The following is a 12,118-nucleotide window of genomic DNA, read 5'->3' as shown; positions in this document are numbered from 1 at the left end:
TTCGTATATGGAGTAATATTAGTCTGGCAAGATGCCCTCGAACAAAAAAGAAACAAAAGGGTTACCACATCAGTGCTGCTTTTTAAGAGGAGCAGCCAGGAGGAAAGAATGAACACAAAACTGGGGTGATTACTATACGATATACACTAAATTTGCAGGGGAAAATTGTTTTACTGGTTTGCAGTGTCGTTTTGGTAGCCCTGTTAGCTACGAATTGGCTCATTTCCAAGAGTGTCGCTGAAAATATAACTGAACAAATGGGACGAACTGTTATGTATATAGCGCGCACCATTGCCCATTCGGATATTGTTGCCGAAGGATTAGCCGGTGTTCGCAGGGAGAGTGACATCCAAGACTATGCTAACTCTATACGACATCTAACCGAATCTGCTATTGTGGTCGTTTTTGATATGAACGGAATTCGTAAATCGCATCCTGACGAAACGCTGTTAGGCACCCATGTTATCGGCGGCGATGAAGAACCTGCGCTCAAAGGCGAGGAGTATCTTTCCTTTGCTACTGGCACAGTCGGCCCTTCGCTTAGAGCTTTTACGCCAATAAAATATAATGGTCAGCAGGTCGGAGGCGTAGTAGTAGGTATCCGTGTAGACGACATTGAGCGTGCGGTGGCTGAGAGTCGTAAGCAAATTTTTATTACTATGCTTTTAGGCATGACAATTGGAATAGCGGGAGCTATGTTATTGGCCAGGAGTATAAAACAAACACTGTTTGGGCTTGAACCTGCAGGGATAGCAAAACTGCTGGAAGAGCGAAATGCAATGCTTCAGTCGGTAAAGGAAGGTATTTTGGCGGTCGATTTGTCGGGGAGAATCACATTGGCCAATGAGGCTGCAATTAATATGCTGTCTGTAGGCAGGACTATTGGTAATCCAATTGGCAAAGAAGTTGATACCTTAGTACCTAATAGTGGGTTAACCCGTATTCTGCAAACTGGCATACCTGAATTCCATCAGGAGCAAGACCTAAATGGTATACACATTATTACTAATAGAGTGCCGATATTGGTTAATGGTAAAATTGTTGGTGCTATAGCTACATTTAGTGATAAAACAGAAATAAAGCAGTTAGCAGAGGAGTTAACTGGTGTTAGAAGTTACGTAGAGGCCTTACGGTCACAGGCCCATGAATTTATGAATAAGCTGCACGTTATTCTGGGGTTGGTCCGGCTGGAATGTTATGATCAACTCACCGAATACATTAGGCGTATTGCTGACGATCAGGAAGCAGAAGTTTCGTTTATAAGTAAACGGATCAAAGATCCTGTTGTGGCTGGTCTTGTGCTCAGTAAACTCAGCAGATCACGAGAAATGGGTGTCTCTATGACAGTTCACGAAAACACGTTCATGCCGTCTGAGCCCGAGACAGTTATTCATGAACTAGTTACTATTCTAGGTAACCTGCTTGATAATTCGTTTGAGGCTGTTCAGTCTGTCTCTGAAAAGAAGGTATCTCTGGCCATCTATACTGATGATGCCATGATTACAATTCGGGTATGGGACAGTGGTCCTGGGATGGAACCGGATGTAAAGGAACAGATTTTCAAAAAAGGTTTTTCTACAAAAGCTCACAATCGCGGGTTTGGTCTGTATTTAGTAGACTGCAGCGTGAAAAGGCTAAACGGCCGGATCGAGTTTAACACATCCAAGCAGGGAACAGAAGCAGTTGTGGTAATTCCCGCTAAGCAAGGAGGCTAATCAGTATGATTCAGGTACTTATCGTAGAGGACGATCCAATGGTTGCTGAACTTAACCGCCGATACTTGGCGAAAATCGAAGGTTTCCAGGTTAAAGGGGTTGCTAGCAGTTATCAGCAAGCGCTTGAATGTTTGAACAATGATAAGATTGACTTAGTTTTGGTTGATATTTTCATGCCAGGTATGAATGGCTTGGAACTGCTTGCTAAAATAAGGGAATTTGGGCATGGCGTGGATGTTATTATGGTGACTGCTGCTCGCGACGCTGATAGCGTAAAGCAAGCATTACGTCTTGGGGCCGTAGATTATTTAATCAAACCATTCGAATTTGAAAGACTGGCTATGGCTTTACAAAAATATAAAGCGCGGGTTGACGCTATTCATAAACGTGATCTGATATGCCAGCAGGATATTGATGCCCAGTTATTGGAACGTCCCGCGCGCTGCAGTTTGCCAAAAGGCTTAGATAAGAATACGTTGCAAATGATCAAAACGACGATTGATAAGTCAGGTGTTGCATTTACCATCGAAGAAATGGCTAAACAAGTCGGTATTTCGCGGGTAACGCTCAGAAAGTATCTTGATTACCTTGTCGATAGCGGCAAATTAACTATTGAGTTAGTTTATGGCCCTGTCGGCAGGCCTGTTAACCGATATGTGCCATGTCAATTAAAATAAGATTCATAACTGCGGGCTGTTGCTCGCAGTTTTTATTTGCAATAACTTTTAAAAACTTTAATAAAGTATAAAGTTTTTGGGCTATAAGTTATCATGGATTCAGAAAAGCCTTAATTAGCGAAAATTTCAAAGTTCGCTGATGGGGACTAAAATTAATCGAAAAGGAGAGTTTTCATGAAAACAGAAGCCCTAAACAATGCTTCCATCACCAAGGAACATCCTTTTATGGCCTTCAAAATTGGCCCACTACCCCTACCCGTCTATCTTATTTTAGCTGCTATTATCTTTGCAGCATCGGTGTATGGGAAACTTCCCGCCGATATGATCGGCGGCATAGCCATAATGATGATCATGGGTATGCTGCTTGGGGACATCGGTCTGCGAGTACCGGTATTAAAGGATATCGGTGGTCCGGCAATCCTATCTATTTTTATTCCGTCCATTATGGTATTTTACAATCTTATTAATCCAGCTTCGATGAAAGCGATCACAGCCTTTATGAAAGGTTCTAATTTCCTTTATTTTTATATTTCCTGCTTAGTAACCGGCAGTATTCTAGGTATGCAGCGAGTAGTCTTGGTACAAGGCTTTATTCGGATGTTCGTACCATTATTGGTAGGTACGGCCGCATGCATCGCGGTTGGCGTGGCTGTTGGCACACTTACAGGTATCGGTGCCTATCGTTCATTTTTTTATGTGGTGATTCCTATTATCTCTGGCGGTGTCGGGGAAGGAATATTGCCGCTTTCAATGGCTTATGCAGAAATTACCGGCCTTACTAATGACCAATTTTTACCTCAGCTTGTTCCTGCTGCTATGCTCGGAAACCTGTTTGCAATTATGTCTGCTGGGTATTTGCGACGCTTAGCTGAAAGGCGCCCGGAACTTTCTGGTAACGGCGTGCTTGTCAAGTCAGGGGACGAGGAGCTCATCCGAGCTGCGCAGACAACTGAAAAACCAGTGGATCTCTCCTTAATGGGAGCTGGTTTGGTTTTGGCAATGAGTTTCTTTATCTTCGGGCAAATTGCTAACTTGGTCATTCCTATTCCTGCGCCCATCATTATGATTTTCTCAGCCGCTCTTATTAAAGCTTTTGGCATTATGCCGGCCAAGATGGAGCAAGGTGCTTATCAACTGTATCGTTTTATTACCAGTAGTCTGACCTGGCCTCTGCTGGTAGGTGTAGGGGTATTATATACCCCATGGAAAGACGTAGTAGCTGCTATTACGCCTGCTTATATAGCCACTTGTTTCGCTACTGTGGCAGCTATGGTCGCTTCCGGTTTTTGTATTGCCAAGTATGTTAAGATGTATCCAATTGAATCTGCTATTGTTACTGCCTGTCATAGTGGCTTAGGCGGAACCGGCGATGTCGCTATACTATCTGCTTCAAACAGAATGGAACTAATGCCTTTTGCCCAAATCTCCACTCGGATTGGGGGGGCTTGCATGGTTGTTATCGCGGCGGTAGTAATGAGGATGTTAAGTTAGTAAAGTTAAGGAGGAATGGTGATGAATCAGTTAAGACCGGCGCAGGCAGGGACATTAGAATCTAACGATATCATGATTAGTGTCGAGCCTCGTGATAACGGGAATGGCATAGTGATTGAGCTACAGAGTCTGGTGTTTGCCCAGTATGGGGAGCAGATAAAACAAGTGATTGAAGACACGGTAAAAAAGCAAGGTATCCAGGATATATTTATAAAGGCAGTTGACAGAGGTGCACTGGACTGCACGGTGAGAGCGCGAACACTAGCCGCCTTGTTCCGTGCTGGGGTGACAATACAGGAGGAGAGTTTATGAGTTTGAGAAGGACAATGCTATTTATCCCCGGCAATAACCCCGGTATGATACAAAATGCCGGTATACTCGGGGCAGACTCCATTATTCTCGATTTAGAAGATGCCGTCGCACCGTGCGAAAAAGATGCAGCTCGCTTGTTGGTGTGCCTCGCCTTAAAAACAATTGATTTTGGCAGTTGTGAGAAGGTAGTACGTATCAACCCTATCGATACTTTGGCTCATGAAGATATTGCTGCTATAGTACCTTGCCGTCCTGACGCACTTCTTGTTCCCAAGGTCAACAGTGCTGCGGATATTCACCAAATTGTATGTTGGATTGAAGCAAATGAAACGAGCAGCCAGCAGCCAGTAAAAATTATTGCCCTCATTGAAACGCCGCTCGGGATTGTAAATAGTTATTCCATTGCCACAGCCAATCCACGTGTTATAGCCATGGCGCTTGGTGCGGAAGACTATACGGCTGGTGTTGGTGCTTCTCGAACCAAGGACGGACAAGAAATCTTTACAGCTCGCACTATGTTGGTAAATGCTGCGGCGGCGGCTGGAATTCAAGCCATTGATACTCCTTTTACCGACGTACTTGATGAGCAGGGGTTAGCAGAAGATGTTGCTTTTGCCAAGAAACTGGGTTTTAAGGGAAAACTCGTCATTAATCCGCGACAAGTAGATGCCATTCACGAAGGTTTTAGCCCGAGTGCTGCCGAGATTGAATGGGCAAAGCGGGTGGTCGCAATTATAAAAAAAGCAGAAGAACAGGGGTCCGGGGCAATCGCATTAGACGGAAAGATGATCGATAAACCTATTGTTGATCGTGCCCAAAGACTGATACAAATGGCTCAGGTACTTGGGTTGGAAGGGAGGCAGTAATGATGAAAAATGCAATTGGCCGTATACTACCAGATTACGTGGAAGGGTACGGAGAAGTAAAACCTTTTAACGGCGCTTTCCAAACTCTTCCCACCATGCATCGTCAGGCTCCTGCCGTAAAGAGACGCACACCTTCTGACAGTAAGTTGATTGACAGCTTAGAGAAGGTATTTCGCCAGATTCCGATAAAAAACGGCATGACATTATCTTTTCACCACCATTTCCGTAATGGCGACGGTGTACTCAATATGGTGCTTGCGACAGCAGCTAAGCTTGGCATAAAGGACCTGAATATTGCTATCAGCTCAGTGTTTCCAGTACATGCACCGTTAATAGAACACATTAAGAATGGGGTTGTCACCGGACTGGACACGAATTATATGTCAGGGCCAGTTGCTGACGCTATTTCACGCGGGGTACTCAGCCGTCCTGTAATCATGAGAACGCATGGTGGGCGCGCTCGCGCTATCGAGTGCGGTCAGCTTAAGATCGACGTTGCCTTTATAGCCGCACCGGCATCTGATGATTATGGCAATATTAACGGGGTCATGGGCCCGGCGGCTTGCGGATCGCTTGGTTATGCCATTCCGGATGCTGAATATGCTGATTGCGTAGTGGTAGTGACTGACTATCTTTGCGAATATCCGTTGACACCTGTTTCGATATCGCAAACTCGAGTGGACTATGTAGTAGTGGTAGATTCCATTGGTGATCCCAGGGGCATTGTTTCTGGTAGCACAAAAGTAACTAAAGATCCGGTTGGCCTCAGAATTGCTCAAACAGCAGCCAAGGTTGTCAAAGCAGCCGGATTAATTAAAGAAGGTCTTTCTTTCCAAACGGGGGCTGGCGGTGCCTCATTGGCGGCTGCACACTATATTGGAAAAATGATGGAACAGCAAAACATAACGGCCAGTTTTGCCATGGGGGGGATAACAAGTTACCTGGTCGATATGCTCAATCGCGGTTTATTGCGTAAAATTATGGATGTTCAAGGTTTTGATTTAGAGGCGGTTCGCTCTATCGGTAACAATCCCAATCACATTGAAGTAAGCGCCAGTATGTATGCTAATCCTTTTAACGCCGGCTGTATTGTAAACAAACTTGATACCGTTTTCCTTGGTGCAACGGAAATTGATACAGATTTTAACGTTAATGTTACTACTGGCTCCAACGGAATCATTCTTGGGGGCTCGGGTGGTCATAGCGATGCAGCCGCCGGGGCCAAGCTAACGCTTATTGTTGCTAACTTACTGAGGGGACGTCTGCCGACAATTCGGGATAAAGTTCTGACTGTTACAACACCCGGCGAAACCGTAGATGTGTTGGTAACTGAGCGAGGGGTGGCCGTAAATCCATCGCGCAAGGATTTATATATGGAAATGTTGGCAGCGGGATTGCCAGTGAAAGATATTTACGATCTTAAACGTGAAGCGGAAAAAATCGCAGGCATTCCCAAAGCCGTCAAAACCCATGACCGTATTGTGGCAATAGTCGAATACCGCGATGGTACTGTTATTGATGTTGTACGGCAAGTGGCCGACTAGTATGACTGAGTAAAGGCATATCCGTCATTTAAGTTTTTTTAGAGGCAAAGACAGGAGACAGTGTGATGGGAAAAATCCAACCATTACACTGTCTCCTCTTTCTTTGCCTAAAAACACTGTTCATTAACTATATTAGCAAAACTTTAGAACTAGTATAGGTAATATCATTAAATAATATGGGCTGTATACAAGGAACTTGTCATATTAGAAAGAAGAATAAAGAATATGATATAGTTTGGTATGGCAAGATACGGGAACAAGAGAAGGAGAGTTTTATGCCGACATTAGCTGAGCAATTAGTAAAATCACTTTATGCATTAGGAGTAAGGTATGTTTTTGGCATCCCCGGTGGACCGTCAATTCCTTATATGGAAGCCATGCGGAATACTGGTATTGAATTTGTACTGGTAGCAAACGAACAGAGTGCAGCCATAATGGCTGATGTATTTGGGCGGCTGACAGGCATTCCAGGTGTTTGTCATGCTACTTTTGGTCCAGGGGCAACCAATTTAGCAACCGGAGTTGGCGGAGCATTTTTAGACAGATCCCCTCTCATAGCTTTCACGACAGAAGTGAAAGACGAGGAGCTTGCTCGACGCGTGCAGATGAATATTGATCATCAGGCTCTGTATAAGCCGATAACCAAATGGACCACACGATTGTCCAAAAATAATTTTACAGAAACAATAACACAGGCATTTAGCATAGCCTCTGCGGAAATGCCTGGACCTGTACATATCGGGTTGCCAGCCAATATCGACGGAGACATACTGGATTCTGACAGTATAGTAGACAGCTTTATTAGAGATAGCATACCAATGCCAGACCCATTGCTCTTGAAAGAGGCCGCAGCAGTCATCAAAAAGGCAAAAAAGCCAATCGTGGCGATCGGTCTAACTGCTGCGAGAAGCGGGGTACAGCATTTGGTGAGGGAGTTTATTGAGCGCAACCATATTCCTGTTTTGCTGACGCCTATGGCCAAAGGCATACTCTCAGAAGCTCATCCCTGTTATGCGGGGGTGCTCTTTCATGCAAAAAGTGAGCTTGTGGCATCCGTCTATAGGGAGGCAGACTTAGTTATTGGCATTGGGTATGATCCCATTGAGTTTAATTATGAGGCTTGGATGCCCAATGTTCCCTTACTCCATATAGATACTCAACCGGCTGATATTGCTTCAGAATATAATGTTGCCTGCGAAATAACGGGAGACTTGGCGCAGGCCATTTCCTATCTGACCTCGTTATCACTGCCGGTATACCATTGGGATTTGGATCAAATACAAGATAACAAACATAAAGTATTTCAAGCATTAATGCCGCAAGGGGGAGCCTTTAGTCCGTCAACTGCCATAGCCGTTTTACAAGACATGCTGCCGCCGGATGGAATTATAACCGCAGATGTAGGGGCACATCTTCATTTGTTAGGGCAATTGTGGAAGGTTCAGGAGCCTAACCGTTTCATTATGACCAATGGGTGGTCGGCGATGGGGTTTGGCATTCCCGCAGCCATTGGTGCCAAATTATGTAAACCAGCAAGCACAGTAGTTTGCATAACGGGTGATGGCGGCTTCCTGATGAATTGCGGCGAACTTATGACTGCGCGCAGGCTGGGCAGCCATATTGTGGTTATTGTCTTATGTGATCGCAATTTGAGCTTAATCGAAGTTAAGCAAGACTGGAAACATGTCCCCCAGTATGGTACGAACTTATATGAAGGCGAGTATTTTGCCGCCAATCACTTTCTGGGTGTACCGGTACTTAAGGTGCATGATGAAGCCGAAATGAAAGACTCCTTGCACAAGGCGTTTGCTGCGGACGGACCTGTCATCATTGAAGCGGCGGTTGACGGAAGCGTATACAAACATTTAATTACAAGAAATTATAAGTAAAAACCGACAGTAGCACTAGGGTTAATGTCCTAGTGCTTTTTGGCTCTTTTACCCATCAATCATAAACCCTTTTCAAAGTGGTAGATGGCCGAAGTTGCTGAGTTGAATAGATTATCGGATGATGTTGGCGTAAAATGTATGGCATTATGGTGAAGCTTATATAATAGATAATAACAACAGAAGTATTTCCTGAGCGAGAGTTTGAATTAAGCCTACGGTAGAATTGGAGAACGTCAATGGAAATAGGAATAATGATACTGCTGCTGCTTTTCTGTCTGCTGATTTCCAATATTGTCAGCCATTATGTCCCATCGGTGCCGACAGCACTTACGCAAATCGCCACCGGCATTGTGGTTGCGCTGATATTTAAGAATATTTCCGTCAAAATTGAAACAGAAAGTTTTTTGCTGCTGTTTGTTGCACCATTGTTATATAACGACGGAAGTCGTTTTCCCCGGGGGGAATTGTGGGAAATGCGGTTACCGATCCTGGGTAATGCTATTATTCTCGTTATTTTAACAACATTGGGCGGCGGCTGGTTTATTCACTGGCTAATACCCAGTATTCCGCTAACTGCGGCTTTTGCTCTGGCGGCTATTTTATCACCTACAGATCCAGTAGCCGTGAATGGGATTGCCAAGCGTATCCACATTCCGCAAAAGGTATTATCGCTGGTGCGGGGAGAATCATTAATCAATGATGCCTCAGGTCTGGTTGCCTTTAATTATGCAATAACGGCAGTGGTAACAGGCTATTTTTTGCTGAGTGAGGCAATTCTGGATTTTACTTATAAGTTCTTAGTTGGAGCAATAGCAGGCCTATTTATGGGTTTTCTGGTAGCTTGGCTGCGGTTTGCGCTGCGCCGACAGGGCATTGTTGACATAACTTTTCATTCGCTACTGCAGATTCTGACACCATTTGCGATTTATCTGATTACGGAAGATGGTTTACATGCTTCTGGCGTGATTGGTGTAGTAGCTGCTGGCATTGCGCATGCTTTGGTGAGAGAACAAACCGAGACCATGATTGCAGATGAGCAGATATTGACTGAGAACATCTGGTCGCTAGCTCTGTTTGTGTTAAACGGAGTAGTATTTTTATTATTAGGTTTAAACATTCCGCCATCCATGATTGCAGCCGTGGCCGATCCAACTCTCAACAATTGCCTGATTATCGGCTATGCGGCTGCCATTGGAACGGCTATTTTGGGTATTCGGTTTATCTGGTCATACTTCTTTTTTTATGTTGACTTTTATCTTAATAAAACAAAAGATGTCCTAAAACCCGATTTTCGCACCAATCTGATGATCAGTCTGACTGGTGTCCGAGGGGCCGTTACTATGGCAGGCGTTCTGTCCATACCTTATGTTTTGGCAAGTGGAGCTGAGTTTCCGCAGCGGTCGCTGATTCTCTTTCTGGCTGCCAGTACTATTTTATTTACTTTACTTGTGGCAACCCTGTTTCTGCCACTATTGAGCAAAAAAGAGGTCGGCGTAATGGCGGCAGGGGAGGAAGCAGGCTTAGTAGAAGCCAAGAAAAAAATTCTGTTAATGGCCATTAAACGAATTCGTCTGGAAATGAATGATGAAAATCGTATCGCAGCGTATGAATTAATTAATGAATATAAGCGCAAGATTCGGTTGCTGCAATGGGATAAACTGTCTCACGACACTGCGATATCTGAAATACGGCTGATGGCATTAAAAAAAGAACGGGAATATATCCATGCTGTAATGGACAAGCATGAGATCAGTGAAGCAGTATTTGCATCATTGGAAAAATCTCTTGACCGCCGGGAAGAAGCTCTTTCCGCCAATGTAAACACCGGTCTAGTGTATCTTATTGGCAGGCTGATCAGGACATGGAGGCGTTCCAAGGAAAAGTCAGGTAAAACGGCGGGGGCTTTGTCTGCTAATGCCTTACGTGTCAGTGATGATATCCAGTTAAAGGCCCTGCAGGCCACTTATGATTTTTTAGAAACATATGCCCAAGAAAATGAACAGGCACATATGGTTTACTTGGTCATGCAAGAGTATAAACGAATGATTGAGCAGTTAGAAAGGCCAGCTCGACAAAGCAGCGAAAAGAAAAAGCAGCAAAAAGAAGAGTTGCGAATGAAAATCATAGACGTAGAACGCGCAGAAATTAACAAAATGTATGAGGCCGGAGAAATTACCAAGCAGCAGTCAAAAGAGCTTAGAAGATTTGTCAACAATATCGAAAGTATTGTTTTGTACGAATATGCGGAATAACGCTGCGAAAAAACTTAGCCATCTTATGCGATAAGCCGCTCGCTATTTATCAGGGAGATTAATAGTGAGTGGCTTACATGGCTATGGAAGCTATTCCTAGTAAAATAATGAGTACACCGGCAAACTTATTGATATATCCGAGGGTTCTCTCCGTCATTCTGTCTCGAAAACATGATATTACACTGGTGAGAATAAGCCACCAGAGCAATGAGCCGAGAAAGACCCCAAACGCCGCTAAGGCTGCCTTCGTTAATGAGGTTACCAATACGCCGATATTAAAGGCTGAAAAAGTGGCGATATAGGTAAAAATGGTTACCGGATTCGTCAGTGTGAGCAAAAAGATCCCAGCGAAAAGTCCCCATAGGGTTTTATGTGTTGTTTTTTCGACGACCAGGCTCGGTGGTTCGGAACGATAGATCATCCAGCCAAGATAGGCAATGAACAGGCCGCCAACCCAACGGAAAACAGTTTCATATTCGTCGATAAATAAGATTAGAAAATTCATCCCAGCGGCGGCCGCATACCCGAATACTGCGTCAGCCATTGCTGCTCCTAACCCGACAGCCAAGCCAGACATACGTCCCTCATGTAGCGTACGTTTCATACAAATAAGATTTACCGGGCCAATCGGTGCAGCAAGCAGTAGTCCAGTTACAATACATTTGAGCAAGAGAATATAGGCCATTGCTTGTCCTCCATACTAACAGTGTTAGTCAAAGGGGAAACGAATATACTTGAAATGCAAGTGCATAAGCGGCAGGAGTGCGGATATAACTAAGAGGGAGAAAATAATTTATATTAGGAGTCTAATATGATTGCTGAAATTATGGATAGAACGCTTAGACGATTTGAAGAACGAACTTGCCAGCCAGCCATGATCAAGAAGGCGGGTAATTTTTTCAGGCGATTAGTAGAACAAGGCCTGAAGACAGATGTGATTGAAGCCATTCAAAATCGCAGGTTAAGGGACACTGTCAATTATGTGGCGCTGCGATCCCCCTTCTATAAGCGCATGTTTAATGAGTATGGGTTACGCCCAAACGATATAGAAAACATCGACGATTTGCAAAAAGTTCCGTTTACAACCGTACAGGATATTCGTCGGTGGCATGAATTTCTCTGTGTGCCTGAGGACAAGCTATCCGCGGTTTTTACTACTTCCGGCACAACTGGTGAGCCCAAGCGAATTTACTATACTTTTAGGGAAATGCAGATACTTTCCAATTTCTATGGTATGGCACTGCGTATAGCCCATTCTGGCCGGTTGGTCGCCTTGATCGCTCTGCCCATCGGCCATGGTTTATGGATTGGCGGGGCGATTGCCCAGCGGGCAGTGGAACGGGCGGGAGGGCTGCCTCTAAATGTTGGCGCT

General features: G+C 44.5%; 10 protein-coding genes. 9 read left to right on the top strand and 1 reads right to left on the bottom strand.

Annotated elements, in window-relative coordinates; all coding sequences use genetic code 11:
- The first annotated feature begins 125 nt into the window (after positions 1-125).
- From dcuS to AC29Z1_RS06595, 8 genes are all read left to right on the top strand, one after another.
- Complete coding sequence (dcuS, locus tag AC29Z1_RS06630; RefSeq protein WP_488270672.1) at positions 126-1,715, top strand: DcuS/MalK family sensor histidine kinase; 1,590 nt, start codon at positions 126-128, stop codon at positions 1,713-1,715.
- A 5-nt stretch (positions 1,716-1,720) separates the two neighbouring features.
- Positions 1,721-2,392 carry a response regulator gene (locus AC29Z1_RS06625; protein WP_488270671.1) on the top strand — a complete coding sequence of 224 codons (672 nt, stop codon included), beginning with the start codon at positions 1,721-1,723 and terminating at the stop codon, positions 2,390-2,392.
- 174 nt (positions 2,393-2,566) lie between these two features.
- On the top strand, positions 2,567-3,883 hold the full coding sequence (locus AC29Z1_RS06620) for a 2-hydroxycarboxylate transporter family protein (RefSeq protein WP_488270670.1): 1,317 nt from the start codon (positions 2,567-2,569) through the stop codon (positions 3,881-3,883).
- Positions 3,884-3,901: 18 nt separating this feature from the next.
- Positions 3,902-4,195, top strand: a complete 294-nt coding sequence (gene citD, locus AC29Z1_RS06615) for a citrate lyase acyl carrier protein (protein WP_488270669.1) — start codon at positions 3,902-3,904, stop codon at positions 4,193-4,195.
- Positions 4,192-5,061: an HpcH/HpaI aldolase/citrate lyase family protein gene (locus AC29Z1_RS06610; RefSeq protein ID WP_488270668.1), complete on the top strand. Its 870-nt coding sequence runs from the start codon at positions 4,192-4,194 to the stop codon at positions 5,059-5,061. The genes citD and AC29Z1_RS06610 overlap by 4 nt, the downstream gene beginning before the upstream one ends.
- A gap of 2 nt (positions 5,062-5,063) precedes the next feature.
- A complete protein-coding gene (gene citF / locus AC29Z1_RS06605) occupies positions 5,064-6,605 on the top strand; it encodes a citrate lyase subunit alpha (protein ID WP_488270673.1) in 1,542 nt (513 codons plus the stop codon).
- A gap of 275 nt (positions 6,606-6,880) precedes the next feature.
- Positions 6,881-8,494: a thiamine pyrophosphate-binding protein gene (locus AC29Z1_RS06600; protein WP_488270667.1), complete on the top strand. Its 1,614-nt coding sequence runs from the start codon at positions 6,881-6,883 to the stop codon at positions 8,492-8,494.
- A 236-nt stretch (positions 8,495-8,730) separates the two neighbouring features.
- Positions 8,731-10,746, top strand: coding sequence for a Na+/H+ antiporter (locus AC29Z1_RS06595; RefSeq protein ID WP_488270666.1), 2,016 nt, complete (start codon positions 8,731-8,733; stop codon positions 10,744-10,746).
- A gap of 73 nt (positions 10,747-10,819) precedes the next feature.
- Here the strand turns inward: AC29Z1_RS06595 and AC29Z1_RS06590 are convergent, their stop codons facing one another.
- A complete protein-coding gene (locus tag AC29Z1_RS06590) occupies positions 10,820-11,431 on the bottom strand; it encodes a LysE family translocator (RefSeq protein ID WP_488270665.1) in 612 nt (203 codons plus the stop codon).
- A 126-nt stretch (positions 11,432-11,557) separates the two neighbouring features.
- On the opposite strand from AC29Z1_RS06590, the gene AC29Z1_RS06585 reads away from it, so the two are divergent.
- On the top strand, positions 11,558-12,118 hold a 561-nt coding region (locus AC29Z1_RS06585; RefSeq protein ID WP_488270664.1), incomplete at its 3' end, for a phenylacetate--CoA ligase family protein.

Source organism: Sporomusa sp., from assembly GCF_057736855.1.
The sequence above is the reverse complement of the archived record's forward strand: the minus strand, read 5'-3'. Positions and strand labels throughout refer to the sequence as shown.

What these genes read in the sequence shown, in the direction of transcription:
- citF (WP_488270673.1), top strand. Translation starts at nt 5,064, where the DNA reads ATGAAAAATGCAATTGGCCGTATACTACCAGATTACGTGGAAGGGTAC.
- AC29Z1_RS06590 (WP_488270665.1), bottom strand. Translation starts at nt 11,431, where the DNA reads ATGGCCTATATTCTCTTGCTCAAATGTATTGTAACTGGACTACTGCTT.
- AC29Z1_RS06595 (WP_488270666.1), top strand. Translation starts at nt 8,731, where the DNA reads ATGGAAATAGGAATAATGATACTGCTGCTGCTTTTCTGTCTGCTGATT.
- AC29Z1_RS06610 (WP_488270668.1), top strand. Translation starts at nt 4,192, where the DNA reads ATGAGTTTGAGAAGGACAATGCTATTTATCCCCGGCAATAACCCCGGT.
- AC29Z1_RS06600 (WP_488270667.1), top strand. Translation starts at nt 6,881, where the DNA reads ATGCCGACATTAGCTGAGCAATTAGTAAAATCACTTTATGCATTAGGA.
- AC29Z1_RS06625 (WP_488270671.1), top strand. Translation starts at nt 1,721, where the DNA reads ATGATTCAGGTACTTATCGTAGAGGACGATCCAATGGTTGCTGAACTT.
- AC29Z1_RS06620 (WP_488270670.1), top strand. Translation starts at nt 2,567, where the DNA reads ATGAAAACAGAAGCCCTAAACAATGCTTCCATCACCAAGGAACATCCT.